The following is a 26,709-nucleotide window of genomic DNA, read 5'->3' as shown; positions in this document are numbered from 1 at the left end:
CCTGGCCCTCATCGAGTTGTTAGGTTCCGGCGGTGAGCCACTATCTGCGAAGGGCACTGCTGGCATTTTTTGTGCTGGCGGCGCTGATCACCGCGGCCTGCGGCGGGTCGTCGAACGGTGACAAGAACCCGGTCGAAGCGTCGGGGGTGCTACGGGTCGGCACCGAAGGCACCTATGCCCCGTTCAGCTACCACGATCCGAGTACCGGCCAGCTGACCGGCTACGACGTCGATGTCGCCCGTGCCGTCGCGGACAGGCTCGGCGTCAATGTCGAGTTCGTGGAAACCCCGTGGGATTCCATCTTCGCCGCACTGGAGGCCGGTCGCTTCGACGTCGTCGCCAACGAGGTGACCATCAACGACGAGCGCAAGGCCAAATACGACCTGTCGGAACCATATTCTGTGGGCGAGGGCGTGATCGTCACCCGCGCCGACGACAACTCCATCACCTCGCTGGCCGACCTGCCGGGCAAGACCACCGCACAGAGCACCACCAGCAACTGGGCCCAGGTGGCCCGCGACGCCGGCGCCCGCGTGGAAGCCGTCGAGGGTTTCAGCCAAGCGATCACACTGCTCAACCAGGGCCGTGTCGATGCCACCGTCAACGACAGTATCGCCGTCTACGCCTACCTCGCCGAAACCGACGACACCTCGGTCAAGATCGCCGGCAACACCGGAGAAAAGAGCGAACAGGGCTTCGCCGCCGTCAAGGACAGCGGCCTGCTGCCCGATCTGAACAAGGCGGTCGAGGAACTCCGGAACGACGGCACCCTGGCCGAGATCTCGCAGAAATACCTGAAAGCCAACGCAACCGGCAGCGGCGATACCGGTGCCGGCGCGACACAGCCGCGGTCAGCCTGGCACCTGATCCTCGACAACCTGTGGCCGCTGGCGAAAGCCGCCATCACCGCGACCATCCCGCTGACGATCATCAGCTTCGTGGTGGGTCTGGTGATCGCACTGGCGGTGGCACTGGCCCGGATGTCGTCGAACCTGGCGCTGTCCAACCTCGCCCGGCTCTACATCTCGATCATCCGCGGCACCCCGCTGCTGGTCCAGCTGTTCATCGTGTTCTTTGCCCTACCGGAATTCGGCATCCGCATCGAACCCTTCCCGGCGGCGGTCGTCGCGTTCTCCCTCAACGTCGGCGGGTACGCGGCCGAGATCATCCGTTCGGCGATCCAGAGCATCCCGAAAGGACAATGGGAAGCCGCGGAGACCATCGGCTTCCACTACGTCGGCGCACTGCGGCGAATCATCCTGCCGCAGGCCGCCCGAGTGGCGGTACCCCCGCTGTCCAACACCCTGATCTCACTGGTCAAAGACACCTCGTTGGCCTCGACCATCCTGGTCACCGAACTGCTCCGGCAGGCGCAGATCATCGCCGCGCCCACCTTCGAATTCTTCGCCCTGTACGGCACCGCCGCGGTCTACTACTGGGTGATCTGCCTGGTGTTGTCGTTCGGCCAGAGCCGGCTGGAACACCGATTGGAAAGGTATGTGGTCCGATGACCTCCGACAACATCGACTATCGCGTCACCGCACGGGGTGTCGAGAAAGCCTTCGGCGACAACAAAGTGCTCAAGGGCGTCTCGTTTTCCGTCGAGCGGGGAACGGCAACCGCCATCATCGGGCCGTCGGGCTCAGGCAAGACCACACTGCTGCGCACCCTCAACGCCCTCGACCGGGCCGATGCCGGGGTGATCCGGGTCGACGACATCGAAATCGACTTCTCCACGCCGACACCCAAACCCGAGGTGCGCAGATTCCAGTCACGCAGTGGGTTCGTGTTCCAGAGCCACAATCTCTTCCCGCACAAGACGGTGCTGCAGAACATCATCGAGGGGCCGGTGATCGTCCAGAAGCGCCCCAAGGACGAGGCCATCGCCGAGGCCCGCGTGTTGCTCGACCAGGTCGGCCTGACCGACAAGCTGGACCAATACCCGTATCAGCTCTCCGGCGGCCAGCAACAACGTGTCGGTATCGCCCGGGCCCTGGCACTCAAACCCAAGTTGGTGCTCTTCGACGAGCCCACCTCGGCTCTGGATCCCGAACTCGTCGGTGAGGTGCTCTCGGTCATCAAAGACCTGGCCGTCGAGGGGTGGACGATGGTGGTCGTCACCCACGAAATCCAGTTCGCCAAGCAGGTATCCAATCAGGTGCTGTTCACCGATCGTGGCGTGATCCTGGAGCAGGGACCACCGGAAAAGGTGATCGGCGACCCCAAGGAAGAACGCACCAGGCAATTCCTGCAGCGAATCCTCAACCCGCTGTAGCGGCGGCAGTCAGAGGACTTTACTCAGAAATGCCCGGGTGCGGTCCTGCCGGGGCGCCTCGAGCACAGCTGCGGGCGCGCCGGATTCGATGATCCTGCCGTCGTCCATGAAGACCACGGTGTCGGCCACCTCCCGGGCGAAGCCGATCTCGTGGGTCACGACGATCATGGTCATTCCTTCGGCGGCAAGCCTTTTCATGACGTCGAGAACCTCACCGACAAGCTCGGGATCCAGAGCCGAGGTGGGCTCGTCGAAGAGCATCAACGTGGGTTCCATCGCCAACGCCCGAGCAATCGCGACGCGTTGCTGCTGCCCGCCGGAGAGCTGCGACGGGTACGACGTCGCTTTCGACTCCAAGCCGACTTGCTCGAGTAGATCCATTGCCCGTGAGGTGGCAGTGGACTTCGTGAGGCGCCGAACGCCGCGGGGTGCCTCGATGATGTTCTCCAGCACCGTCATGTGCGGAAACAAGTTGAAGCGCTGGAAAACCATGCCGATGTCTGTCCGGCGCCGAGCGGTTTCCTTCTCGCGCAGTTCGTAGAGCTTGTTGCCGCGTTGGCGGTACCCGACAAGTTGTCCATGAACCGACAGTCGGCCCGAATCGACTTTCTCGAGGTGGTTGATACAGCGCAGGAACGTCGATTTCCCCGAACCCGACGGGCCGATGATGCATACCACTTCTTGCGGGTGCACCTGTAGATCAACACCTTTCAACACCGGTGTGGCACCGAAAGCCTTCCGCACATCGACGGCCTGGACCACTGCCCCCTCAGCCACCAGTGGTCTCCTTTTCCGCCGGACGAGCCGGTCTACGCGTGGACCACAGTCGCGACAAGCCGCCGGGCACCGCTGATCCGGTCAGCCCCCGCGCATAGTGCCGCTCCACGTAGTGCTGGCCGAGCGACAACACCGACGTGATCACCAGGTACCAGATGCTGGCGGTGATGAGCAGCGGAATGGTCTTGTAGTTGACGGCATAGATGAGCTGAGCCGAGTACAACAGTTCGGCGACCGCGATGACGCTGACCAGCGAGCTCATCTTGAGCATGGTGATCATCTCGTTGCCGGTCGGAGGGATGATCACCCGCATCGCCTGCGGAAGAATGATCCTCCCCGTGATGCGCAACGGGGACATGCCCAGCGCCTGCGCAGCTTCGGTCTGCCCGTGGTCAACCGACTGGATGCCACCTCGCACGATTTCGGCCATGTAGGCCGCCTCGTGCAAGCTCAGCGCCAGCACCGCGGCAACCAGAGGTGAGATGACGTCGTTGGCATCAAAAACCACAAACTCCGGCCCGAACGGTATGCCCAGAGACAACCTCGGATACAGCGCCGAAATGTACGCCCAGAAAATGATCTGAACCAGCAGCGGCGTTCCGCGGAACAGCCAGACATACCCGAAGGCCACCGCTCGGAGGATCGGATTCTTCGACAGCCGCATGACCGCAATCACGGTGCCGAGGACGATTCCGACGGCCATCGACACTGCCGTCAGCACCAATGTCAGCCGTAGGCCACTCATGATTCGTTCCGAGAACAGGTACTGACCGACCACATCCCACTCGAATCGGGGATTGGTCGTCACCGAGTGAACCAGCATGGCACCCAGCACTGCCAGGATCAGTAAGGCCACCCACCGGCCCGGATGGCGGACCGGGATGGCTTTCACGGCAGCGCTGTCGTTCACGGCAGCGTCGGGTGCGGGACGTTCGGCCGTCTCACTTGATGGCGACAACATGCGATCTCATCGTGCTACGTGGAGCGAAACACGCTCCATCCCTGATGCTTTCACGGCCGGTCGCCGGGCTCATTGTTGAGCCTGGTCATCGTTGATGGTGACCTCTTGGCGTGAGCAACAGTCGTTGAGCGAGTACTTGTCGAGAATCTGCTGATAGGTGCCGTCGGACATCAGCTTCTCCATGGCGGCCTTGAGCGCGTCCCGGAGTTGGTCCTGCCCTTTGGGGACCGCGATGCCGATGTTCTTGGCGTCATAGTTCGGGCCCACCGTTTTGAAGCTGCCGTCGGTCTGATTGGAGATGTTGGCGTTGACCGGGGCGAAGCCCACCACCGCGGTCACCCGATTCGCCGACAGCGCCAGTGTCGCTTCATTTCCGGTGTTGAACTGATTCACAGTGATCGGCGCGGCCCCACCGGCTTGACACTTCGTCGACTCGTTCTCGACAAACTCGGCGAAGGTGGTGCCCTTCAGAACACCGACCTGCTGGCCGCACAGATCCGCGACTTCACTGATCGAGTCGTTGGACTCGTTGACCAGGATGTTGGTACCGGCGGACAGGTAGTCGACAAAGTCGACAACCTGCTGCCGCTCGGCCGTATCGTTCATTCCGGCCATCACGATGTCATGCTTGCCGCCGGCCAAACCCGGTAGCAGCCCGTCGAATCCGCTGTTGACAAAGACCAGCGGAACACCGAGGACATCACCCAACGCCGCACCCAGATCTGGATCGACGCCGACGATCGTCTTCCCGTCGTCGGCGATCGACTCCAGCGGTGGGCTGTCGGCAGCTGTTCCGACCTTGATCTCTCCGGCGTCGCGGATCTCCGCGGGAAGCATCGCCGCGATCTGCGGATCCCCACCTGCGGTGGTGGAGGATGCCGGCTCAGCGGCGTCGTCGGCAGTCCCGCCGCAGGCAGCGACGGAGAAGGCGACCAGACCGCACACCGTCAGCGTGACCGCCCGGCGAGCCTTGGAAACCATTACCTCATTGCGTGACATCTACGTCCTTCCATTCTGAACCGATTTCAGTTTTTCGATGACCAGCCCGTAGCTCTGCGTTGCGCTGGCGAGGTCGGCGAGTGAGACTTTTTCTTCCGAGGTGTGAGCAAGAGCCGGGTCTCCCGGCCCCCAGATGATCGTCGGCACCCCGGCCTCGCTGAGGAACGAGGCGTCGTTGCAGGCCTGGTCGAATCCGAATGATGCAGCACCCAACACTGATTCGGAGACTTCGTGGGCGGCTCTGGCCAGCGCGCTGCCCTCACCGATCAGACAGGGCGGCCAGGACTTGATGACCTCGGTCGAGACCGGGAACCTCGGATGCTTGGCGGCGATCTCCGCGATGTCCTCGGTGATGCTCTTCAGTGCACCGGCAGCCGATTCTCCGGGGACCAGCCGCCGGTCGATCGTGAACACCGCCTTGTCGGCAATCGAATTCACCACGGTGCCGGCCTGGAACGTGGTCACCGTCAGCGGCGACGAGTCGGTGTCACGGGAAGGCGTTTTGCGGTCCGGATCGCTGAGGTACCCGACGATTTCGGCGGCGACGGGGACCGGGTTGAGACCGGCCGACGGGATTCCGGCGTGCGAGGCGACACCGTCGACGGTGACGCGCACCCACAGCAGTCCGCGGTTACCCAGATACGGGTGCAGGCTGGTCGGCTCACCACAGATGGCCCAGTCGTACCTGGCGAGTCCGTGCTCGGCAATGTACGGGATCAGACCGTCGTCGCTGCCCGTCTCCTCGTCGACATCCACCAGGAGCGTGACACTGCCTTGGTCGAGTCCCCCGGACATCTTCAGTGCCTTCAAGGCTCCGGCGAAGCCGGCGAGGCCGGCTTTCATGTCGCAGGCACCCCGGCCGTACAGATACCCGTCGTCGATCACGGCGCCAAAAGGATCCCGTTGCCATCCGACGTCGACCGGCACCACGTCGATGTGCCCCTGGAACAGGATGTTGGCACCGGGTCGATCGCCGTCGATGCGGGCAAGCAACGTCGGCACCCCGGCCGCGGATTCCGAGACGGTGACAGCAACACCGGCCTCCACCAGATAGTCGGCGAGCGTCGTCAGGGCCACCCGGGTGACGGCGGTGTCCGAGGTGATCGACGGGCAGCGCACCAGCTGCACCAGGAGTTCCACGACAGACGGCTGCACGGACGTCAGCGCAGATGCGAATGCGGTTCTCAAGTTCCCTCTTCCAGTGTTGCCCGGCGAGCCGTCATGGCGGTCGAGCTCCGGGCCGTTGCAGCCTGTCGCTTGACAGTTTGCAGCGTTGAAAGGGGATGTTGGTAACGCCTGAGTTACGGCCTTGAGCTGCGCGTTACTTCTTGGTTGCCGATGTTCCTATCGCATGACAGGTTCGTCTGGTGGATGTTGATACCGATGCCGAGTGGGGAGGATGACCCAATGGCCACAGGTTCGGAATCGAGGACCGCGACGGTGCGGCGACGGTTGGGCGTCAACGGGCGCGACGCGATCCTCGACGCGGCAGCTCACCTGTTCACCACGCTGGGTTTTGCCGGTACGTCCACCCGGGCGATCGCCGACGCCGTGGGAATCCGGCAGGCGTCGCTCTACCACCACTTCAAGACCAAAGACGAGCTCGCGTGTGCCCTGCTGAATCAGACCGTGACGCCCACCCTGGATCTCATCCCCTACCTGCTGCGGGTGACACCGGCACTGACTCCCGCCGGACACCTGCATGCCTTGGCCACTTTCGACGGCGACCGGTTGCTGAACCGGCGCTGGAACCTCGGAACGCTGTATCTGCAGCCCGAATTGCGCAGCCCAGGCCTGGCCCCGTTCTGGTCGGGGCACGACAGGCTTCGCTGGCACTATCTGACGATCAGCCAGAGCATCGCCGCCGAGACCGAAATCCATCAGGCGGCAACCGAATTGCCGTTCCGCATCGTCGAGTCTCTGGTCAGCATGTGGGCGACAGAGCCCGGCGAGTACCGCAACGCGCTGCCTGCCGAGTTCGCCGATGCGTGTCTGCGGGTGCTCAGGGTCCCCGAGGAGAGCATCCGTGGCTGCCGCGACACCACCCACGCGCTACTGCAGAGCTACTCGGGCGCCGGGAGATCAGGCTGAACGCACGCGTTTGTACGCCTGATCCCGGCGTGTCGCGAGCAAACACGCGCGGTCGCGGGATAGAAGATGGCCTGCATGCCAGCTGAGACCAGAGACGCGGACGTCATCATCGTCGGTGCCGGCCTGTCCGGAATGATCGCCGCCCGCACCCTGCTGGCGGCCGGGCTTCGTCCCCTGGTCCTGGAGGCCGACGACCGGGTGGGCGGGCGCATCCTCACCGAAGAGGTGCTGCCGGGAGTTCCCGTGGAGATCGGCGCCCAGTGGATCGGCGACACCCACGAGCGGATGTTTGCGCTCGCCGAAGAATTGGGCGTCCAGACCTACCCGCAATACGACGAGGGCCAGACGTCCTACGAGCTGGGAGGCACCGGGGTGCTGCGGGAGGCGGACTTCCAGTCCCGCTTCGCCGACGAGCTGACCGAGCTGGAACGGGTGCTGCGCCACCTCGACGAACTCGCCACCGAGGTCCCCGTCGAAGCGCCGTGGAAGGCGCCGCGGGCCCTGGAATGGGACGCCATCACCGCCGGGTATTGGTATGACAGCCAGAACCTCTCGCCGGTGGCCCGCACCCTGCTCGAGATCTGCACGGTCGGGATCCTGGCGGTGCCCACCGCCGAGGTGTCGTTCCTGCATCTGCTGTTCACCGTCCAGACCTGCGGGGTGACCTCGGAACTGTTCGCCGAATCCGAGGGCGGCGCCCAAACCACCCGTTTCCTCGGGGGCACCGGTGAGATCCCGCGCAAGCTGGCGGCATTGATCGAAGAGCACCTGGTGCTGAGTTCGCCGGTACAACTGATCGAGCACACCGAATCGCAGGTGACGGTGCACTGCCGGGGCGGGCTGGTAGCCCATGGTCGGCGGGTCATCGTCGCCATCTCTCCCACACTGGCCGGCCGGATCATGTACGACCCGCCGCTGCCCGGGGTTCGCGACCAGCTGACCCAGCGCCTGCCCAACGGTTCGTCGATGAAAGCCTTCTTCATCTACGACGAACCTTTTTGGCGTGCAGACGGTTTCAACGGCCAGCTGATCTCCGATATCGGCCCTGCCCGGATGTCCAACGACACCTGCATCCCCGGTGACGACCACGGGGTGATCCTGATGTTCCTCGAAGGCGATCAGGCCCGCACCTACGGGCGGCTACCCCAGGATCAGCGACAGGACCTGCTCACGGCAGAATTGGTGCGCCACTACGGAGCTGCCGCCGCGCACCCGGTGGCCTACGTCGACGGTGAGTGGTCGAACCGGCAATGGACCCGCGGGTGCTACAACGCCAACCACGGCCCACATGTGTGGACCACCTACGGCGCGGCGCTGAGTGCGCCGCTGGGCGTGATCCACTGGGCCTCCACCGACACGGCGACCTTCTGGAGTGCCTACATGGAGGGCGCGGTCGATGCCGGGGAGCGGGCGGCGGCCGAGGTCATCGATGCGCTGAACCCTTAAGAGACAGCAACTTTCAGCGTCGAAAGACCACGCAACGTCAAGTTGGGCTTGTACTCGGGTGTGCTGGCCATGCGTGCGTTCGGGAACCGCGACGTCACCATCGTCAGTGCCAGCTGGGCTTCCATGCGGGCCAGCGGCGCCCCCAGACAGAAGTGCGCACCGTGGCCGAACGCCAGATGTTTGATCGACGCGCGGTCGGGGTCGAACACCTCCGGGTCGACAAACGACTCCGGATCACGCTGTGCCGCAGCCAGAAGCAGCATTGCGATATGCCCCTTCGGGACGGTTGTGCCGTTGATCTCCAAATCCTCTGCGGCGATCCGGCTGACCAGCTGCACCGGCGGGTCGTGACGCAGCGTCTCTTCGATGACGGCCGACGCGTGGGTGGGGTCCGCGGCCAATGTGGACCAGTGTCGCGGCTCGCGCAGCATCGCCAGGATGGCGTTGGCGATGAGGTTGACCGTGGTCTCGTGACCGGCGATGAGCAGCAGGTTGCAGGTGGCGACGATCTCGTCCTCCGTGAGCTGGTCCCCATCCTCTTCAGCTGCGATCAGCCGCGACATCAGGTCCTCACCGGGGTCGGCGCGGCGTCGGGCGATCAAGTCCCGCAGGTACTGGCGCAGCCACCGTCCGGCCTGGAGCCGTTCATCCATATCGTCGGGTAGTTCACCGGTGAAGGTGATGAACGGGTCCAGCGAGCGCGCCAGCAATGCCGACGCGCGGGAGAACTCCGGTTCGTCCTCCAGCGGTACACCGAGCAGCCGACAGATCACCGCGACCGGCAACGGGTAGGCCAGGTCGGCGATCACATCGAACTCACCGGCGGCTTCGGCCTTGTCGAGCAATGCGTCGACCAACGAGGCGATCTCGGATTCCATCGCTTTGACGACCTTGGGCGCAAACGCCTTCTGCGCCAGTTTGCGCAGCCGGGTGTGGTCCGGTGGATCGAGGAACAGGAACCCGGGAACGCCGAACGGACGCTCCGGTTCGCCGTCGGCGATGGCCTGCTGCGCCACGGTGGACTTCAGCCGGTCATTGGCGGAGTCGGGGTGGCGCAGCACATCGAAGCAATCCTGGTATCCGGAGAACACCGCAAGGTTCATTGCCGGCAACAGCATCGGTCCGCGGGCGCGGATCTCGCCGTAGAGGGGGTAGGGGTCGGCACGATTGCCGGGGGCGAGCAATCGCACCAGAAGTTCCTGGGAGTCAGCGAAGGGGGCAGCCATCGCCTTATTTTACACGCGTTGAAGAAGCCGCTGGTCAGCTGCAGCTTTGCCGCGGCGGCCGGCCGGGCGGCATCGAAGGCACGGAAGAAAGCTGGTTTTCAGGTCGACCTCAGACCCGGACAGCACCGTAGTAACGGCCCAGGACGTGCTCGCGCAGCTCGTCGAAGGTGCCGTCACCGATCGAGGCCCGGATCTGATCGACGAGCCGGATGATGAAGCGCTCGTTGTGGATGGTGGCCAACATCGACGCCAGCATCTCTTTGGCCTTGAACAAGTGGTGCAGATAGGCACGGGTGTAATTGCCGCAGGTATAGCAGTCGCAGGCCGGGTCCAAGGGAGTGAAGTCCCGCTTGTAGCGGGCCCCGGTGATGTTGTAGCGGCCGGTCTCGGAGTAGATCGCGGCGTTGCGAGCCACCCGCGACGGCGATACACAGTCGAACGTGTCGGCACCGGCCTCGACCGCGGCAAACAGGTCATCGGGTTCGCTGATACCCAGCAGGTGCCGCGGCTTGTCCTCGGGCAGCTCGTCGGTGACCCACCCGACGATGGTGGCCAGGTTCTGCTTCTCCAGCGCGCCGCCGATGCCGTAGCCGTCAAAGCCGCGACCGTCGGCGTCGACCAGGCCCACCAGGCCCCGGGTGGCCTGCCGCCGCAGATCTTCGTACTGCGCGCCCTGCACCACACCGAACAACGCCTGGTACGGCTTGGTGTGACGTTCCTCGGTGAGACGACGGTGCTCATCCAGGCAGCGAATCGCCCACCGATGGGTGCGCTCGACCGACGATTCCTGGTACTTGCGGGTGTTGACCAGGGTGGTCAGCTCGTCGAAAGCGAAGATGATGTCAGCGCCCAGCTGATGCTGGATCTGCATCGACACCTCGGGGGTGAACCGGTGCGTGGAACCGTCCAGGTGCGAGGTGAAGGTCACACCCTCCTCATCGACCTTGGCCAGACGCTCCTTGCCCTCGGCGATCACGTCATCGGCCTGGACCCTGTTGGCGTCCATCGAGAGCACCTTGCGAAAACCCGCTCCCAGCGACAGCACCTGGAAGCCGCCGCTGTCGGTGAACGTCGGGCCGCCCCAGTTCATGAAGGCACCCAGACCGCCCGCCTCGTCCACCACATCAGGGCCCGGCTGCAGATAGAGGTGGTAGGCGTTTGCCAAAACCGCCTGTGCACCAAGTGATTTCATGGTCTCGGGCAGGACGGCCTTGACCGTTGCCTTGGTACCCACCGCGATGAACGCCGGGGTCTGGATGTCACCGTGCGGCGTATGGATCACACCGGTGCGTCCCCGCCGGCCGGGCAGGACATCGTGTACTGAGAAGAAGCCGTCCGTCACAGCAGACATTCAACACCGACCGCAGCAGATGCCACGAATACGAGACTTCGGCGAGAGCACCTCGATACATTCGTCGGGTGAACAACGCAGGGTGCGCGCTGGTGGCAACGGCGCTGGTGGCAAGTATGACCGGCTGTTCGTCCGGCCCCGACCAAGAGCCGCTGCCGCCGGGCGCGCTGGCACCGGGCACCGCGGCCCTCACCGTCAACGATCGCCAGCTCGGCGAGGTCACCTCGGTGCAGTGCACGTCGGCCGGGCCGCTGATGACCATCACCACCGGCGACGAGAACTCCGGCAGCACGTCGGTGGTGTCCAACGCCGACGGGCTCGCGGCGCAGTCGGTCTATCTGCGCAACGTGGGCGGCTTCACCGGCAGCTACAACCTCGACCTCGGCGGCAACGCCGAGGTGTCGATGACCGGCGGCACGTACGCGATCACCGGCAGCGCCGCCGGCTTCGACACCGAGCAGCCCAGTTTCCGCACCGAGGCCACCTTCGAGATCAAGGCGGCCTGCTAGCGCGGTCCCCGCCCACTCAGTTCCCGGCCGCGGCCATCCGTTCCTGGACGAGGGCGTGTGCCGCCTGGCCGGCCAACAGGTCACCGGAGCGTTGCCGATCCAGGATCCGGCTGACGGTCGCCCCGATCCCCCGGACCCGTGCCTCGGTCTGGCTGCGGCCGGCCTGCTCCAGTTCACCGGCGATCTGGATCAGGCCGCCGCCATTGGCCACGTAGTCCGGCACCCAGGTGATCCCACGCCCCCGCAGCAGCTCCTCGACGGCTGGCTGGGCCAGCTGGTTGTTGGCGCCGCCGCACACGATCTGCGCCGACAGCGCCGCAACGCTCGCGGCGGTCAGGGTGGCGCCCAGCGCACACGGGGCGTACACGTCGACGTCGGCGTCCACCACCCTGTCACGCACCTGCACCGAGCTGAAACTGTCCCGGACCCGTGCACACGCCGCGGCGTCGACATCGCTGACCGTCACCTGCGCGCCGGCTTCCACCAGGAGCCGCACCAAGTTGTGGCCGACCTTGCCGACACCTTCGACACCGACCTTGCGGCCGTCCAGATCATCGCTGCCCCAGACTGATTCGGCGGCCGCCCGGATTCCGCTGAACACACCGAGGGCGGTACTGCCGGAAGTGTCCCCCGACCCGCCGTGGGCCGCGGTCTTGGCAGTGACGTGTTTGGTGGTGCGGCCGATGACGTCCATGTCCTCCGACGTCGTGCCGACATCACCGGCGGTGATGTACCGACCACCCAGGGAGTCCACGAACCGGCCGTGGGCCTCCAGCAGCTCGGAGGTCTTCAGGCGGGTGGGATCTCCGATGATCACGGCCTTGCCGCCGCCGAGTGCCAACCCCGCGATCGCCGCCTTGTAGGTCATGCCCCGAGACAGGCGCAGCGCATCGGTCAGCGCATCGCTCTCGTTGCGATAGGGGTAGAAGCGGGTACCGCCGAGCGCCGGCCCCAGTGCGGTCGAGTGCACGGCGATGATGGCCTTCAGCCCGCTGCGCTCATCACACCCGAATGCCACGTGCTCGTGCGGGGTGTCGTCGGCGAAGTCGGGCCGGTCGAAGACACCGGTACCGATCACCGACTCCAATTCCAGCGAAGCCGTCACCTCGAGAAGTCCTTTCCATCGAAATGTGCTGTGTAACAAGTAGTTGTCATATCGGCAGGCCCGGCCGCTCGACACCGACGATGCGGGCGCCGCGGAAGAACTGCAGTAGTTCGGCGTCGCCGTGGGCGCCGACACCACTGGCACCCCAGAATCCCTGCGTCGATCCCGACACCAGGTCCAACACGCTTGTGCCGTTGACTTTCACTTCACCGCAATCCATCTCGGCGCCGAGTGTCATCGCAGTATCGATATCGGCACTGAACACGTAGCCGGCCAGGCCGGTGTTGCGCGAGTTCGCCAGTGCCAGAGCCTCGTTGTCGTCGGCGACTCGATGCAGTGTCAGCACCGGGCCGAAGAGCTCGTCCCGGGTCAGCTGCTCTGGTGCACCGTCCACCACTACCGGGGCGCGGAACCAGCCGGGAAGATCGGGCAGCCGGGTGACCTCATAGGCGGTGCCGCCGCCGGCCGTCAGCCGGTCCACCGCGTCACCGACGTGCTGGTACTGCGAAACGTGCGCCTGCGGCCCCACCACGGAATCGGCATCGAGGCAGTGCCCGACGCGCAGCGCCCGCAGTCGATCCAGCAGTGCGTCCAGCAGCGCACCGTGGCGCTCGCCCACCACTGCGACGCTGCCCGGGCTCTCACACCACTGCCCGTTGAGCTTGGTGAATCCGGCAACCAGCGCGTCAGCGGTCGCATCGATGTCGGCATCGGCGCGCACGATCGCGGGGTTGTTGCTGCCCAGTTCCAATTGCAATGCCTTGCAATCCGCGGCAGCGGTTCGGGCCACGTCGACCCCGCCCACCCGGCCTCCGGTGAACGACAACGCGCGTACCCGAGGGTCGCCGGCCAGTTGGCGTCCCACATCGGCACCACCGTGAACCAGTTGGAAGACCGATGGCGGCAGACCAGCTTCGGAAAGCGCTTCGTGCAGTGCCGCTGCCACCAGGACCGCACTCGACGGCGCCCAGTTCGACGGCTTGGCGATCACCGGTGCACCGGCCGCCAATGCATACGCCGTCTTCTTCGCCAGCACAAAACTCGGGGCGTTCCACGGTGCGATCACCGCCGCGGGACCCCACGGCAGGTAGCGCAGCGCCACCCGTTGCCCGGGTTCACCGACCGGCCGCCCGCCGTCGTCGGCACCGAGATGCTCGGCCGCAGACTGCAGGGCATCCGAAAGACCCTGGGCGAACAGCGATGTCACCGATTCGACGACTCCGGAGTTGATCGCGTCCAAACGTGCGATCTGCGCGGATTTCTCGGCAACCAGATCGGCGGCCCGGCGCAGCACCGCGGCCCGTTCCGAGACCGGTGTGCGCCGCCAGTCACCAAGTTCGTGCAGCGCAGCCGCGGCCACCACGGCGCGATCGACCGCGGACTCCGTGCTCTGGCGCTGCCGCTGCACCGCGATGCCCGTATTGGGATCGGTGAGATCGACTCCGAGATCGCCTCCGGGAATCGACCACACACCGTCGATCAGCTCTTCCGGCGGAGCGAGTTCCACCGTGGACATCGTCAAGACTCTCACCTTTCGTGTGACCGGGCGCCGGGTGCTGCGCGGTATCCCGCGCAGCGCCCAGCGTCATCCGGTCGGCGTCAGATAGTTTCGAAGTACCGGTTGCGGTCCCAGTCGCTGACCGCGTGCAGGAACTGCATCCACTCATGGCGGGCAACCGTGGAATAGTGGCCGACCACATCCTCACCGAATGCTCCGGTGGCAAACAGGCTGCGCTCGAGCCGGTCCGCCGCATCTCCGAGGGTGACCGGAAGTCCGGTGTGCCGGTTGGCGTAGCCGTCGCCCTCACACGGCGCACCCGGATCCAGTTGGCGGGTCATCCCGTCACGCATGCTGGCCAGCACCGCGGCGGTGGCCAGATACGGGTTGACATCGGCACCGGGCAACCGCATTTCGAGGCGATTGTCACCTGGGCCACCGGTGATGATCCGGCAGGTGGTGGTGCGGTTGTCCAGACCCCAGGTCAATCCGTTGCCGGCGAAGTCATTGCTGATGATGCGCCGCATCGAGTTGATGGTGGGGGCATAGAACGTCATCAGGTCGGCAACCCGATCCAGCAGACCGGCCACCGAATGCCCCAGGGACGCACCGATGGTCCGGTCGGCGGCGCCGTCGTAGAACGGTGTGCTGCCGTCGGTCCCGCGCACCGAAGCGTGGATGTGGCAGGACGAGCCCATCCCCTCGGTCAGAGGCCGCGGCATGAAGGTGGCCGTCATCCCGTTGTTGCGCGCCAGGCTGATGACAGCGCTCTTGAACAGCACGTGCCGGTCCGCGGTCTCGAGTGCGGTGCTGTACTCGAGGTTGATCTCCCACTGCCCCAGACCGTATTCGGCCTGCGCCACTTCGACCGGAATCCCGCTGTCCTCCAGCTTGTTGCGCAGCTGCCGGAAGAACGGCTCCATGGCGTTGCCGGCGTCGATCGCATAGTCCGAGCGCGCCAGAGTGGTGGGCTCCAGGTCGCGGTAGCCGCGGCGCCGCAGCTCCTCTGGCGTCCCGTGATACAGGTGGAACTCGAGTTCGGTTGCGGTGTAAGCGGTCAGGCCGTCACCGGCCAGGGCGTCAACCTGACGACGCAGGATGGTGCGTGGCGCCACCGGCAGCGGTTCACCGGTCTTCTCGTCGATGGAGTCGGCCAGACAGATGGCGCTGCCCTCGAGCCAGGTCGCCACCCGCAGGGTGTTCAGGTCGGGCACCAGCCGGAAGTCGTGCCAACCGGTATGTCCGCCCGCATAGTCCACCTTGAGGGTGTCCATGTCCTGGTCCACATCCCAGGCGTACACGCAGCTGCAGACGTGCAACCCGGAGTCCAGGATGCGCTCGAATGCCCGCACCGGCATCCGCTTGCCGAAAAGCCGTCCGTACATGTCGATTCCGGCGACGACAACGGTATCGATACCGGCGGCCCTCAGGTCGCCGACTGCAAGTGTCGAAGTCATCGGGTCAGCCACCCGCCGTCGACAGGCAGCTGCACTCCGCTGATGTAGGCCGCGTCATCGGACAGCAGGAAGGACACCGCTGCCGCCATGTCCTCGGGTCTGCCGAGCCGCTTGACCAGCAGTCTGGACTGCATGAACTCCATCACCGCCGGATCGTTGAGGTCGACGTCGGGCAGGAAGTTGGTGGGCACCGGCCCCGGCGCGATGCAGTTCACGCGGACGTTGTAGCGGGACAGCTCGACGGCCAGCGCCTTGGTCAGCATCTTGACCCCGCCCTTGGATGCGTTGTAGTGCACCTGCGCAAATCCCTGTGAGGACACCACAACTTCGGCCTCGACAGTGGAGAGGTTCACCACGGCGCCCTGTCCGGCCTTCCGGAAGTACGGGGCGGCCAGCTGGGTGGTGATGTAGACGCCCTTGAGGTTGACGTCGACCACCAGGTCCCACTCTTCGTCGGTGAGATCCTCCAACGACGACATGGTGACCAGACCGGCGTTGTTGACCAGGTAGTCGAACCGCTGCCATTCGCGGACGGTGGCGTCCAGCGCGGCCGAAACGGCCGCACGGTCACGAACGTCGGCCTCCAGCGCCAGCGCGGTGCCTCCGGCTTCCTCGATGGCACCGGCTGCTTCTTTGGCGCGACCGAGATCGACGTCCACGATCGCCACCTTGGTGCCGTGCCCGGCCAGGCGCTCGGCGATCGCCTTGCCTATTCCGGACCCGGCCCCGGTGATGAAGGCGACCCGGTTCTCATGCGATGACGACATCTTTTTCCTGCTTTCTGTCGATCTGACGATTTTTCGAGGCTGCGGCTTCAACGAGCCAAGCGAACAGCGGATCGGTCCCGTCGAGCATCTCGGGGTGCCACTGGACTCCGACGATGGGGGCGTCAACCGCTTCGATGGACTCGACGACACCGTCGGGAGCACGGCCGGTGACCACCAGGTCGTCACCGACCTGGTCGACCGCCTGGTGGTGGAGGCTGTTGACAAACACCCGGTCACCGTAGAGGCGGTGCGGCACCGAACCGGCTGCCAAGTCGACGGGGTGCACTCGCCGCTGTCTCGGATAACCGAGGAAGCTGTGCGCCTCACCGGAGTCCGCGGGTAGGTGTGGCACCAGGGTGCCACCACGGCCGACGTTGATCAGCTGTGCGCCGCGGCAAATTCCCAGGACGGGGATACCGCGGACCCAGGCCGCGTTGAGCACCGCAAGCTCGTAGTCGTCGCGAACTGGTTCGAATCCGGTGGCGAAGGGGCCAGGGGTGGCGCCGTAGCGGCGGGGGTCGACGTCGGCTCCGCCGGAGAGCACCACAGCGTCCAGTCGGGCGACCGTGGCTTCCGGGTCCCCGGCCATGCTCAGGTGCACCGGAAGCCCACCGGCGCGGGCGATGCCGGCGGCGTAGTCGACGAAGTACATCTCGACGAGGGCATCCTGAACCACCGGCACGACGGACGGTCCCGCCGGTTGCCTGCGGCCAGTGACACCGATGAGCGGGCCGCTCGCGAGGTGATCCGGGTCATAGTGGTTCATTGGACTCACGATAGAACCATTGCACAGTTCCGTCAATCTTCGCTCCCTAACGTTCTAACTTGATACCTATGGACCTCGACCCCACGACGCCTACCGTCAGCGGCGACATCGCCAGGCGACTGCGCACGCAGATCCATGCGGGCGATCTCGGCCCCGGCGACCGCCTACCTTCGGAGCGTGACCTGGCCAAACAGTTGGGAGTCGGCCGGGTCAGCATCCGGGAGGCGCTCCGGCTGCTGCAGGCAGGCGGGTATGTGGAAGTCCGCCGCGGCGCAACGGGTGGCACGTTCATCACCGGCCTGGACCGTCCCTACCGCGACTGGCTCAGCAACATGCGCAGCGGATCCGGAGAGATCACCGAGATTCTCGATCTGCGCATCGGCCTGGAAAACCAGGCGGCCCGGCTGGCCGCGGAACGGCGCACCGACGCCGACCTGGTCGCGCTGGAGACCGCCATCGACGAGATGACCACCTCGGCGTCGCGGGTGTCGTTTCGCAACGCCGATGCCCGATTCCACAACACCCTGGCCCGGGCCACCCGCAACCGCCGGCTCGAGTCGGCGATCACCAACGCCCGCGGTGAGATGTTCGCCCCGCTGGACGCCCTGGTGTACACCGAGCTCATCGAAACCAGCCGGGCCGGCCATCTGGAGATCTTCACCGCGGTGCGTGACCGCGACCCCGAGGCCGCTCGGGCGGCGATGGACAGCCACCTCGAGCAGACCCGAGTAGAGGTCAATCTGCTCATTCACGGCTCGATGGAGCCGAACAGCTTTGACTGACCGGATGTTCAGACCGCGGGGGTCAGCTTGTCGGGGTCGTCTCCGGAGCCACCTTGCCGGTGCCGAAGATGTCCAGGTCGGTACTCAGGGGCCGTAGCGATCCGATGACAAAGCCGATGACCGCAACGATCACCAACAACCACGGCATCGCGTTGACGATCGCCGACTCGCTGCCGGTCAGCAACGGGTAGTTGACGATGATGAGGTAGCAACCGGTGAACAGACCGCAGGCCGAGAGCCCGGGTGCGACGATGTGGGTCCACCAGTTCCGATCCGGGCGGCGCAAGAAGAAGCCGATCACCGACAGCGAGGTGACTCCCATCAGCGCGATCACGCCCAACGCGCCCAGACCCGCTGTCTGGTTGCCCAGGTCCAGGTACGGGTCGGCGCCGGCCAGCGAGTAGCCGATCACCGCCAGGGCGACCGCACCCGCCTGTACACACGCGGCGATGTGCGGCGTCTTGAAGCGTGGGTGGGTCTGGCCGAGCTTCCGCGGCAGCACACCTTCCCGGCCGAAGGCCATCAGGTAGCGGGTGGCCATGCCGTGCAGCGCAAACAGAACCGCAATGATGCTGGTCAGCACCAGCCAGCTCAGCACATGCACCGACCAGCCGCCCAGCACTCCGGCGGAGGCGTTGAACACCAGGTTGCCCGGGTCGGCAAGCGCTGCCTCCTGGGCGTCCACCCCACCGGAGGCTGCCACCAACGACCACGACGACACCAGATAGGTGATCCCGATGAACGCGATGGCCACCTTGGTGGCACGCGGGACGGTCCGGCGCGGATCCTTGGCCTCTTCACCGAAGATGGCCGTGGCCTCGAACCCGATGAAGGACAGGAACACGAACATGAACCCGATACCGACTGCACCGCTGAAGATCTGGGTGGGGCTCAGTGAGCTGATGGGGTAGGCCCCCGGCCCTTTGACAAAAAATGTTGCGATCGAGATCAGGATGAGCATGCCTGTCTCGAGGATCAAGAGAATGCCGAGCAACCGGGCGTTGACTTCAACACCGATGATGCCGACGACCAGTGCCGCGGCGAGCACCACAAACGAGAACACCTGCCAGGGGATGTCGACCCCGAGCTCCGACAGGAAGACGCCGTTGGCGAAGAAGCCGATGAGCCCCACGACGTAGAGCACCAGCACGTTGTAGGCCAACATGGCCACCAGACCGGCCGCCATACCCAGGCGGCGACCCAACCCCACCGACACATAGGCAAAAAAGGCACCCGCATTGGTCAGGTGCCGGCTCATGGCGGCATAACCGACGGCAAAGAGTGCCAGCACCACGGCCACCACCACGTAGGTACCTGGTGCGCCGATACCGTTCCCATAGGCCACGGCCAACGGGAACGCGCTGGCCATCGCCGTCAACGGGGCGGCCGTGGCCACCACCATGAATACGATGGACCGGACACCCATGGCGCCCGTTTTCAGCTGACTCCCCGATTGGGCGGCTGTATCGCCGGCCGGTTCTGGCATCGTTGACTCCATTCGTCGCAGGTCAAGGCCGCGATAGTGCTGATAATCGGTGGTTCTATGGCAGGACCATTAGCACTATAGGGCCGGTTGGCCCAACGAGCACGGGATTGAAAGATTTTTGTGTATTGCCGGCCCACATCGGGAAACCCTCCAGCGTTCTGCGCAAACCCCCGCACTTTGCCGGATTGCTCTCATACTGCTGAGAGGACCGTCAGAGTCGACGGGCCCCTAACGAAGGAGATCTCGTGAAGAGTGCCTTGTTCGTCGCCATCGGCGGCGTCGCGATCATAGTCGGGGGACTGACCGGATGTTCGGGCGACAAGTCGGCCGAGGAATCCATCAGCTCCGCCACCGAAACCATCGAGAGTGGGGCGAGCTCGGCAACGAGCGCCATCACCTCGGCGACCGAAGCCGCCAAGGGCAACCCGCCCCCCGGCGCCGCGACCGTCACCATCGACGGCCAAGAGCAGAACATCGAAGGCCAAGCCGTGTGCACGAACATGGCCGGCAACATCCAGATCGCGATCGGCAACGCCACGCAGGGCATCGGCGCGCAGGTGACCGAGGCGGACCCACCCGTCGTCAAGCAGGTCGGCCTGGGCAATGTCAACGGCGTTGCCCTCGGCTACACCGAAGGCGTGCCCGGCGGTGAAGCCTCCGCGGAAAAGGACGGCAACACCTACAAGATCAGCGGCAACGCCACCGGAGTCGACATGGCCAACCCGATGCAACCGATGACCAAATCCTTCGAGCTGGCGGTGACCTGCCCGTAGGTCACCGCGCCGGAGGCCGCTAGAGCGCTCCTCGGGCGCGCAGACTCCGGAACAGCGCCGCGGTGCCGAACTCCCACCGCTCACACTCGTCGCTGGTTCGAACCCTGTTGACGAGGCTGCCCAGCAGCGGAGTGGTGATGGAGACCAGATCACCGCGATGGTGGGTGAATCCCTTACCCGGTTCGTCCCGATCGGCAACCGGCGCGAACATCGTGCCGAGATACAGCACAGCGCCATCGGGGTATTGGTGGTGGTCCCCGATCATCTGCGCCACCAGATCGGTCGGGTCCCGGCTGATCTCGTTCATCGACGAAACACCGTCGAGTGAGAATCCGTCGGTTCCCTCGACCCGGAGTGAGACCTCCATCCGCCGAACGTGATCCAGATCGAAAGTGTCGTCGAACAACCGGATGAACGGACCCAGCGCGGCAGAAGCGTTGTTGTCCTTCGCCTTCGAGAGGAGTAGCGCCGACCTGCCCTCGAAATCACGAAGATTGACATCGTTGCCCAGGCAGGCCCCGACGATCCTGGCGGCCGACGAGATCACCAGGACCACCTCGGGTTCGGGGTTGTTCCAGGTCGACTTGGGGTGCAGTCCGACGTCCGAACCCGCGCCCACCGAGGCCATCGGCGAAGTCTTGGTGAAGATCTCGGCGTCCGGCCCGAGACCCACCTCCAGATACTGGCTCCAGGCTCCACGGGCGGTGAGAATCTCCTTGAGACGGTCGGTGTCCTCGGAGCCCGGAACCAGACCGGACAGATCGCCGCCGATCTCTGCGGCGAGTTCTTGCCGGTACCTGGCTGCGTCGGCGGCGTTTCCACCGCACCGCTCCTCGATGACGCGCTCGATCATCGACACCGCAAAGGTGACCCCGGCGGCCTTGACCGCCTGCAGATCGATGGGGCTGCACAGCCGCGGCGCACCCGGCCGCCGATGCCCAACCGGGGTACTTGCCGCGATGTCCTCGACCGCGCCGAGATCCACTCCGGCGCAGCCTTTCACGAACCGAACCGGATCGTCGAGCTCCATCAGGTCCCGTACCGTCGGGACGTCGGCGGTGATATCGAGAACCCTGCGATCCCGGACGGTGGCGACGCACGGACCGTCGGGCGTCCACACCCGACCGACGAGCGTGGCACAGTCCTGGTCGACGGGAAGCAGGTCAGCAGCCGTTGGCGGCCAGGCGATTGTCATCGGATCCCCGAAAGATAGTCGGCGTGCAACCGGTCGAGCTCGCGGGCCAACCGGTCGGTGTCTTGGTGGTCGAACAGGCAACGGCGCACTTCGTCTGCGGCGTGCTGCTGAAAAGCGATGGCCCCGTTACCCCGCGGCCTGATCCACGACTCGTCCAGCGTTACCCGTGTGCCACTGAAGAAACCGTTCGAGGCATTGTCCACGGCAGCGTCGCGCCACGCGGTCGCCGAACCGGGTTGGCCGGCATGATCGACGAGAAAACCGCGTTGCACATCCGGGTTCATCAGCCAGCGCACATGATCGAGCAACGCGCTATCGGGCTCCTCGCGCAACGCGCTGAAGGCGATACCGGTACCACCGAGCACCGCTCCCCGACGCCCTGAGCTCCCGAGCGGGGCGTCACCGAACGTCAACGCCGGGGCGCTGCGCGCATAGTTGACGTAGCCATAGACGTGCGGGCAGTACACCGGACCGGTCCCCGCCGCCATCGCATCCAGCAGCGTGATCGGATTGTCCACCACATCTCGGGGGCAATCGGCCGGGATGAAGTGTCGCAGCGTTTCCACCGCGGCCCCGACCGCGGCCGCCGACAGGAACGTCGGCCCCTGCCCTGGCTGAGCCCCGTCGGCGATCGCAATGGAACACAGCGTCAGGAACGGATGCGGCCCGGACGTCGGCACCCTGGACTCCACGTGGTGTGCCAACTCCACAGCGGCCGACCAGGTTTGCGGTATCGCCACCGAGGTGTCGGCGACGACGGCCACTTGAGTGGCCGCGTCCAGTGGTAGCGCCCACAAGCGACCGTCCATCCGGTAGGAACGCATTGAAGGCCCCGCCGAATCCAGGTCCCAGGACGCGATCTCATCGGGACCGAAGAGATCGTCGACCGGCCGTAACGCATTCTGTGCCAGCGCTTCTCCCACATGGGGGTGGTCCAGCACGATGAGGTCATAGCGCTGGGCGGTGACACCGATGGGTGCTGCTTCGAAACCTTCCAGAGGCTGGATGTCCCAGGTCAGATCGCAGTCCGGCGCGGCTGTGGCCAGCACAGCGGCACGCAGCGCTTCGTAGCCGCGCGGATGATCCCAGGTCAGGCCGGTCCAACGGCTCACGCCCGCAGTTCCTCGGGCAGCCCTGCAGTCGGCATGTTCTGATAGGCGACCGGCCGGACGAATCGCTGCGCGGCGGCGGTGCCGACCGATGTTGTGGTGGATGCGGTGGTCGACGGCCACGGCCCGCCGTGTTGCTGAGCATCGCTGACGGTGACACCGGTGGGCCACTGATTCCAGATGACGCGCCCGGCCCGGTCACTGAGCACGTCGAGCGCGTCCGCCGCCTGGGTGTCCACGTCGTCGCCGCCCTGGATCGTGGCGGTGAGCGATCCCGGGATGCTCGACAGCACAGCAAGCGCTTCGCCGGCATCCCGGTAGTGCACCACCATCGTTGCCGGACCGAACATTTCCGTGTTGACCAGCGACGGGTCCGCAATGGCCGCCTCGGCGGTCGCGGTGAGGATGGTGGCGCGCGGGGCACCCTCGGCGGCCGGCCCCTGCAGCGCGATTTCGACGGCCGCCTTGGCTCCGAGTTCGCGCAACGATTCGGCAAAACCGGTATCGATGCGGTCGTTGAGCATCGGACCGACAGCGGGAATCTCGAGCCGATCGAGGAATGCGGCGAGGTCCGGGACCAGGACAACGCCGGGTTGGGTGCAGAACTGGCCGGAGCTCGCGGTGAAGGAAGTGGTGAACCCGGAGACGATGTCGTCGGCGCGTGCTTCCCATCCCGCATATGTCACCAGTACGGGGTTGGTGCTACCGAGCTCGCCGTAGAACGGAATCGGATCCGGCCGGCTCACCGCGAGGTCGAACAACGCCCGGCCACCCGAGACCGAACCGGTGAACCCGACTGCACGGATTCGCCGATCCTGCACTGCGGCAGCACCTTCACTCTGCCCTGAGATGAGACCGAAGACACCGGCGGGTGCACCGGCGCGCGCCAGTTCGGCGATGACGATCTCAGCGGTCTTCTCCGAGAGTTCCAGGTGACCGCTGTGCGCCTTCACCACCACCGGGCAGCCGGCCGCCAGCGCGCTGACGCTGTCACCGCCCGCCACCGAGAACGCCAACGGGAAGTTGCTTGCCGAGAACACCAGCACCGGACCGATTGGCACGTGGCTGCGGCGGATATCGGGGCGGGGCCCCATCGGCCAGTCTGGATCAGCAGCATCGGACCTGACGTCGAACAGCTTGCCCTCCTCGAGGCGCTGCGCGAACAGCTGAGCCTGGAACACGGTGCGGCGCAGCTCCCCCCGAAGTCGGGTCTCATCCAGGCGGGTTTCGCGCCGGGCGATCTCGACAAGGGTGTCCGCGTTGGCCTGCAGGCCGTCAGCCACGGCCCGCAGCCAGGCTGCCCGCTCCGCCGCTGACGCCTTTCGGGTCGCCGCCCGCGCGCTGTCGGCACCCGCGAGTGCGGCTTCGACGGTCTTGGTGAGATTCGATGTCACGAAAGAACTCCTATTTCAGGATCGTCGGTCGACGGCGAGGATGTGCTCACAAGCCAGGACCGTTTTGCCGTGCTGGTTGGTTCCGGTGTATCGCTTGCGTACCAATCCGATTCGTGGATTTCGGGCGTGCTCGCTCACCTCGATCACTTCGGCGACTGCGGTGACCACATCACCGTCGAGGACCGGGGCGGGGAACCGAATGCGGTCATAGCCGTAGGCGACGGCCTTGCGGTTGTACTCGACCGTGAGTCCGACCACGACGGCAAATGTCAGAACCCCGTGGGCGATGACCCCGCCGAACCGAGGTGCGGCGAACTCTTCGTCGGTGTGTGCCGGGTGCCGGTCGCCCGACATCTGGGCGAAGTCGCCGATGGTGGCTTTGGTGATGACGATGGAGCCTGCCTGTTCGGTCTCACCGACGGTGTACTCCTCGAAGTACCGGTCGAACAGTTCCGGCCGAACTGCGTGGTCGTCCGGCATCACAGCGCCGTCGCCGAGGTGGACGCGGTGCGGTGGACGTGATCGAAGTGCTCGACGCTCTCTTGATCTTCGTCCCGGCGGAAGTGCTTGGACAGATACACCGAGACCAGCGCGACGGAGGCCATGATCATCATCCACATGGCGACCGGCCACCAGTGATCGGTCGCGGCGTACAACGCCGTGGCGATCAGCGGAGCGGTGCCGCCGAGGAGCGCGCCGCTGACCTCGCGGGCGAACGCCACCCCGGAGTAGCGCAACTCAGGCGCGAACAATTCGGTCAGGAACGCCGCCTGCGCCGCGTAGCACGTGGCAACCGCGCCGACAAAGCAGACCACCAGCGCCAGCACCATCAGCACCGGAATGCCGGTGTCGATGAGCATGAACATCGGAATCGCCCAGAGGAGCCCGAACGAGGCGCCGAACAGGAACAACTTGCGCCGCCCGACGCGGTCGCCCAGCCTTCCGAAGAACGGCATGAAGGCGGCACCCATCACCAGCACCATGGCGTTGATGCCAAGGGCGAGCAGCGACGCCAGGCCCAGGTTGTTGGTGAGGTAACTCAGCGCCCACACCTGGGGGATGTAGGAGAAGCCGGACAGCATGAAGTTCGATCCCAGGGCGACTGCCAGCCGGCCCTTTTCGGTTTTGAACAGCTGAACCAACGGAATGCTCTTGTCGTCCTTCTTGGCCTTCTCGAAGCTCTCGGTCTCCTGGACCCGCCGCCGGATGTACATGCTGATGGCCAGCATCACCAGGCTCAACAGGAACGGGATGCGCCAGCCCCAGGTGTGGAAGTTGTCACCGGTCAGCCAGAGCGAGAGCTGGAAAGATCCCAGCCCCAGCGCCGAACCGATCCACACCCCGGCGCCCGACCAGGAAGCGTAGAAGCCCCGGCGTCCGCTCGGCGAGGACTCCGACGACAAGATGATTGCGCCCGCATACTCTGCCCCCGCCCCGAGTCCCTGCAGAATCCGCAACAGCACCAGCAAAATCGGTGCGGCGACGCCGATGGTGGCGTAGCTCGGGAGCAAGCCGATCAGCGCGGTGGAGACACCCATCAGCACCAGGCAGGCGATCATCACCGGCTTGCGGCCGATCTTGTCTCCCAGATGGCCGAAGATCACGCCGCCCACCGGTCGGGCGAAGTAGCCGACGGCGAAGGTGGCGAAGGAGGCCAGCAGACCCGTGGTGGGATTGTCGCTGACGAAGAAGTAGGTGTTGAACACCAGCGCTGCGGCCGCACCGTACAGCGCGAAGTCGTACCATTCGACGAGGCTGCCTACCGCGGCCGCCGCCGAAGCTCGGCGCGCCTTCTTTTCCGGTGTCTCCGTTGGCATGTCCACTCCCGTGTGAGTTGTTCTGGGTGACGTCAGTTGTGGTTCAGGTGCTCGGTGAGCAGGGCGTCGCGGTGGACGGCGCCGTCGTTTTCCAAAGATTCGATCTCGCTCGCGGCCAATCCCAGTTCGCTCAAGATCTCAGCGGTGTGCTGACCGTTCAACGGTGCGGGTCGCACCACCTCTTGTGACGACTCGCTCAGCTTGAACGCAAACCCGGGAGTCTTCACCCGCCCCTCGGTGGGATGGTCGTACTCGACGAAGGAACCATTGTGACGGACCTGCGGGTCGTCGAGCAGGGTGGTGTAGTCATGGACCGGACCGACCCAGACGCCGTCCGCACCCAGAGTGTCGATCCAGTGCGCGGCGGTGCCCTTGGCCAGGTTTTCGGTGACCAGCGAGGCGATCGCGTCCCGGTGGGTGAAACCGTCCCGCTCCGCGTCGAACTCCAGGAACCTGGGGTCGTCGAAAACCTTTGCCAAAACGTCCATTTCGGCGAAGGACAGCGCAACATAACCGTCGGATGTCGGGAAGATGCCGTACGGCGCCCGGATGTAGGAGTGCGCGTGGATCTCGGTGGCGGGGGTCTGCTTCACCTTGCCGACAGTGGCAACGCTCAACTCTTGCATCTGTGCCGCGATGATCGAGTCCAGCATGTTGACCTCGACCAATTGCCCCACGCCGGTTCGCTCGCGATGGAACAGTGCGGCCAGGGTCCCCTCGAAGGCCGAGTAGGCGGTGAACGCGTCCGCCATGAAGAACGGCGCCGCGCGGGGCGGTTCACCCTGCCGCTGTGCACTGGCCAGCCCACCGCTCATCGCCTGCACCAGCACGTCTTGGCCGGGGCGGTTCATGTAGGGCCCGCTGGCGCCATAACCGGACATCGAGACATACACCAGATCGGGTTTGATCTCTCGCACGGTCTCGT

The 26,709-nt window shown here is 65.4% G+C and carries 25 protein-coding genes; 7 read left to right on the top strand and 18 right to left on the bottom strand.

What is annotated here, in order from left to right; genetic code table 11:
* Positions 1-32: 32 nt before the first annotated feature.
* Positions 33-1,511, top strand: a complete 1,479-nt coding sequence (locus WBB07_RS14100) for an ABC transporter permease subunit (RefSeq protein ID WP_526308658.1) — start codon at positions 33-35, stop codon at positions 1,509-1,511.
* Entirely contained in the window at positions 1,508-2,275 is a 768-nt protein-coding gene (locus WBB07_RS14095) for an amino acid ABC transporter ATP-binding protein (protein WP_526308656.1), read from the top strand. Before WBB07_RS14100 ends, WBB07_RS14095 begins: the two co-directional genes overlap by 4 nt.
* A 9-nt stretch (positions 2,276-2,284) precedes the next feature.
* Here the strand turns inward: WBB07_RS14095 and WBB07_RS14090 are convergent, their stop codons facing one another.
* From WBB07_RS14090 to WBB07_RS14075, 4 genes are all read right to left on the bottom strand, one after another.
* Positions 2,285-3,037: an amino acid ABC transporter ATP-binding protein gene (locus tag WBB07_RS14090; protein WP_526308719.1), complete on the bottom strand. Its 753-nt coding sequence runs from the start codon at positions 3,035-3,037 to the stop codon at positions 2,285-2,287.
* Between the two features lie 7 nt (positions 3,038-3,044).
* Positions 3,045-4,013, bottom strand: coding sequence for an amino acid ABC transporter permease (locus WBB07_RS14085; RefSeq protein WP_526308654.1), 969 nt, complete (start codon positions 4,011-4,013; stop codon positions 3,045-3,047).
* Positions 4,014-4,082: 69 nt separating this feature from the next.
* Positions 4,083-4,994, bottom strand: coding sequence for an ABC transporter substrate-binding protein (locus tag WBB07_RS14080; protein WP_526308652.1), 912 nt, complete (start codon positions 4,992-4,994; stop codon positions 4,083-4,085).
* Between the two features lie 18 nt (positions 4,995-5,012).
* Positions 5,013-6,167, bottom strand: a complete 1,155-nt coding sequence (locus tag WBB07_RS14075; protein WP_526308650.1) for a M20 family metallopeptidase — start codon at positions 6,165-6,167, stop codon at positions 5,013-5,015.
* 252 nt (positions 6,168-6,419) lie between these two features.
* On the opposite strand from WBB07_RS14075, the gene WBB07_RS14070 reads away from it, so the two are divergent.
* Entirely contained in the window at positions 6,420-7,103 is a 684-nt protein-coding gene (locus tag WBB07_RS14070) for a TetR/AcrR family transcriptional regulator (RefSeq protein WP_526308648.1), read from the top strand.
* A 75-nt stretch (positions 7,104-7,178) separates the two neighbouring features.
* Positions 7,179-8,549 (top strand): flavin monoamine oxidase family protein, encoded by a 1,371-nt coding sequence (locus WBB07_RS14065; RefSeq protein WP_526308646.1) that lies wholly within the window; start codon positions 7,179-7,181, stop codon positions 8,547-8,549.
* Here WBB07_RS14065 and WBB07_RS14060 read toward each other — a convergent pair.
* A complete protein-coding gene (locus WBB07_RS14060) occupies positions 8,546-9,775 on the bottom strand; it encodes a cytochrome P450 (protein WP_526308644.1) in 1,230 nt (409 codons plus the stop codon). The two genes, WBB07_RS14065 and WBB07_RS14060, sit on opposite strands and share 4 nt — an antisense overlap.
* 109 nt (positions 9,776-9,884) lie before the next feature.
* Positions 9,885-11,117, bottom strand: coding sequence for a tRNA guanosine(34) transglycosylase Tgt (tgt, locus tag WBB07_RS14055; RefSeq protein ID WP_526308717.1), 1,233 nt, complete (start codon positions 11,115-11,117; stop codon positions 9,885-9,887).
* 77 nt (positions 11,118-11,194) lie between these two features.
* Here tgt and WBB07_RS14050 point away from each other — a divergent pair, with 77 nt between their 5' ends.
* A complete protein-coding gene (locus WBB07_RS14050) occupies positions 11,195-11,635 on the top strand; it encodes a lipoprotein LpqH (RefSeq protein ID WP_526308642.1) in 441 nt (146 codons plus the stop codon).
* A 16-nt stretch (positions 11,636-11,651) separates the two neighbouring features.
* Here WBB07_RS14050 and WBB07_RS14045 read toward each other — a convergent pair whose 3' ends face one another.
* The 5 genes from WBB07_RS14045 to WBB07_RS14025 all read right to left on the bottom strand — a co-directional run bounded on the left by WBB07_RS14045 (position 11,652) and on the right by WBB07_RS14025 (position 17,228).
* Complete coding sequence (locus tag WBB07_RS14045) at positions 11,652-12,740, bottom strand: Glu/Leu/Phe/Val family dehydrogenase (RefSeq protein ID WP_526308640.1); 1,089 nt, start codon at positions 12,738-12,740, stop codon at positions 11,652-11,654.
* 46 nt (positions 12,741-12,786) lie between these two features.
* On the bottom strand, positions 12,787-14,256 hold the full coding sequence (locus WBB07_RS14040; protein WP_526308715.1) for an aldehyde dehydrogenase family protein: 1,470 nt from the start codon (positions 14,254-14,256) through the stop codon (positions 12,787-12,789).
* A gap of 83 nt (positions 14,257-14,339) precedes the next feature.
* Entirely contained in the window at positions 14,340-15,695 is a 1,356-nt protein-coding gene (locus tag WBB07_RS14035) for a glutamine synthetase family protein (protein WP_526308638.1), read from the bottom strand.
* Entirely contained in the window at positions 15,692-16,462 is a 771-nt protein-coding gene (locus WBB07_RS14030) for an SDR family NAD(P)-dependent oxidoreductase (protein ID WP_526308636.1), read from the bottom strand. Before WBB07_RS14030 ends, WBB07_RS14035 begins: the two co-directional genes overlap by 4 nt.
* Positions 16,446-17,228 carry a gamma-glutamyl-gamma-aminobutyrate hydrolase family protein gene (locus WBB07_RS14025; RefSeq protein WP_526308634.1) on the bottom strand — a complete coding sequence of 261 codons (783 nt, stop codon included), beginning with the start codon at positions 17,226-17,228 and terminating at the stop codon, positions 16,446-16,448. The genes WBB07_RS14030 and WBB07_RS14025 overlap by 17 nt, the downstream gene beginning before the upstream one ends.
* Positions 17,229-17,296: 68 nt before the next feature.
* Here WBB07_RS14025 and WBB07_RS14020 point away from each other — a divergent pair, with 68 nt between their 5' ends.
* On the top strand, positions 17,297-18,010 hold the full coding sequence (locus WBB07_RS14020) for a FadR/GntR family transcriptional regulator (RefSeq protein WP_526308632.1): 714 nt from the start codon (positions 17,297-17,299) through the stop codon (positions 18,008-18,010).
* A 22-nt stretch (positions 18,011-18,032) separates the two neighbouring features.
* Here WBB07_RS14020 and WBB07_RS14015 read toward each other — a convergent pair whose 3' ends face one another.
* On the bottom strand, positions 18,033-19,496 hold the full coding sequence (locus WBB07_RS14015; RefSeq protein ID WP_526308630.1) for an amino acid permease: 1,464 nt from the start codon (positions 19,494-19,496) through the stop codon (positions 18,033-18,035).
* Positions 19,497-19,741: 245 nt separating this feature from the next.
* On the opposite strand from WBB07_RS14015, the gene WBB07_RS14010 reads away from it, so the two are divergent.
* Entirely contained in the window at positions 19,742-20,269 is a 528-nt protein-coding gene (locus WBB07_RS14010) for a lipoprotein LpqH (RefSeq protein WP_526308628.1), read from the top strand.
* 19 nt (positions 20,270-20,288) lie between these two features.
* Here WBB07_RS14010 and WBB07_RS14005 read toward each other — a convergent pair whose 3' ends face one another.
* The 6 genes from WBB07_RS14005 to WBB07_RS13980 all read right to left on the bottom strand — a co-directional run.
* Positions 20,289-21,464 (bottom strand): fumarylacetoacetate hydrolase family protein, encoded by a 1,176-nt coding sequence (locus WBB07_RS14005; RefSeq protein ID WP_526308626.1) that lies wholly within the window; start codon positions 21,462-21,464, stop codon positions 20,289-20,291.
* Entirely contained in the window at positions 21,461-22,576 is a 1,116-nt protein-coding gene (locus WBB07_RS14000; protein ID WP_526308624.1) for a hypothetical protein, read from the bottom strand. The genes WBB07_RS14005 and WBB07_RS14000 overlap by 4 nt, the downstream gene beginning before the upstream one ends.
* On the bottom strand, positions 22,573-23,967 hold the full coding sequence (locus tag WBB07_RS13995; protein WP_526308622.1) for an aldehyde dehydrogenase (NADP(+)): 1,395 nt from the start codon (positions 23,965-23,967) through the stop codon (positions 22,573-22,575). The genes WBB07_RS14000 and WBB07_RS13995 overlap by 4 nt, the downstream gene beginning before the upstream one ends.
* A 15-nt stretch (positions 23,968-23,982) precedes the next feature.
* Positions 23,983-24,447, bottom strand: coding sequence for a MaoC family dehydratase (locus tag WBB07_RS13990; RefSeq protein ID WP_526308620.1), 465 nt, complete (start codon positions 24,445-24,447; stop codon positions 23,983-23,985).
* Positions 24,447-25,784: an MFS transporter gene (locus tag WBB07_RS13985; protein ID WP_526308618.1), complete on the bottom strand. Its 1,338-nt coding sequence runs from the start codon at positions 25,782-25,784 to the stop codon at positions 24,447-24,449. Before WBB07_RS13985 ends, WBB07_RS13990 begins: the two co-directional genes overlap by 1 nt.
* Before the next feature lie 32 nt (positions 25,785-25,816).
* Positions 25,817-26,709, bottom strand: an 893-nt coding sequence (locus tag WBB07_RS13980; protein ID WP_526308616.1) for a CaiB/BaiF CoA transferase family protein, incomplete at its 5' end; no start/stop codon positions are given.

The organism is Mycobacterium sp. (genome assembly GCF_049647605.1).
In the GTDB taxonomy this organism is placed as follows: Bacteria; Actinomycetota; Actinomycetes; order Mycobacteriales; family Mycobacteriaceae; genus Mycobacterium.
The sequence above is the reverse complement of the archived record's forward strand: the minus strand, read 5'-3'. Positions and strand labels throughout refer to the sequence as shown.

Bases quoted from the DNA above. Each gene is read 5' to 3' on its own strand.
- WBB07_RS14095 (WP_526308656.1), top strand. From the start codon at position 1,508: ATGACCTCCGACAACATCGACTATCGCGTCACCGCACGGGGTGTCGAG.
- WBB07_RS14085 (WP_526308654.1), bottom strand. From the start codon at position 4,013: ATGTTGTCGCCATCAAGTGAGACGGCCGAACGTCCCGCACCCGACGCT.
- WBB07_RS14080 (WP_526308652.1), bottom strand. From the start codon at position 4,994: ATGGTTTCCAAGGCTCGCCGGGCGGTCACGCTGACGGTGTGCGGTCTG.
- WBB07_RS14070 (WP_526308648.1), top strand. From the start codon at position 6,420: ATGGCCACAGGTTCGGAATCGAGGACCGCGACGGTGCGGCGACGGTTG.
- WBB07_RS14065 (WP_526308646.1), top strand. From the start codon at position 7,179: ATGCCAGCTGAGACCAGAGACGCGGACGTCATCATCGTCGGTGCCGGC.
- WBB07_RS14060 (WP_526308644.1), bottom strand. From the start codon at position 9,775: ATGGCTGCCCCCTTCGCTGACTCCCAGGAACTTCTGGTGCGATTGCTC.
- WBB07_RS14040 (WP_526308715.1), bottom strand. From the start codon at position 14,256: ATGTCCACGGTGGAACTCGCTCCGCCGGAAGAGCTGATCGACGGTGTG.
- WBB07_RS14035 (WP_526308638.1), bottom strand. From the start codon at position 15,695: ATGACTTCGACACTTGCAGTCGGCGACCTGAGGGCCGCCGGTATCGAT.
- WBB07_RS14030 (WP_526308636.1), bottom strand. From the start codon at position 16,462: ATGTCGTCATCGCATGAGAACCGGGTCGCCTTCATCACCGGGGCCGGG.
- WBB07_RS14025 (WP_526308634.1), bottom strand. From the start codon at position 17,228: ATGAACCACTATGACCCGGATCACCTCGCGAGCGGCCCGCTCATCGGT.
- WBB07_RS14020 (WP_526308632.1), top strand. From the start codon at position 17,297: ATGGACCTCGACCCCACGACGCCTACCGTCAGCGGCGACATCGCCAGG.
- WBB07_RS14015 (WP_526308630.1), bottom strand. From the start codon at position 19,496: ATGCCAGAACCGGCCGGCGATACAGCCGCCCAATCGGGGAGTCAGCTG.
- WBB07_RS14005 (WP_526308626.1), bottom strand. From the start codon at position 21,464: ATGACAATCGCCTGGCCGCCAACGGCTGCTGACCTGCTTCCCGTCGAC.
- WBB07_RS13990 (WP_526308620.1), bottom strand. From the start codon at position 24,447: ATGCCGGACGACCACGCAGTTCGGCCGGAACTGTTCGACCGGTACTTC.
- WBB07_RS13985 (WP_526308618.1), bottom strand. From the start codon at position 25,784: ATGCCAACGGAGACACCGGAAAAGAAGGCGCGCCGAGCTTCGGCGGCG.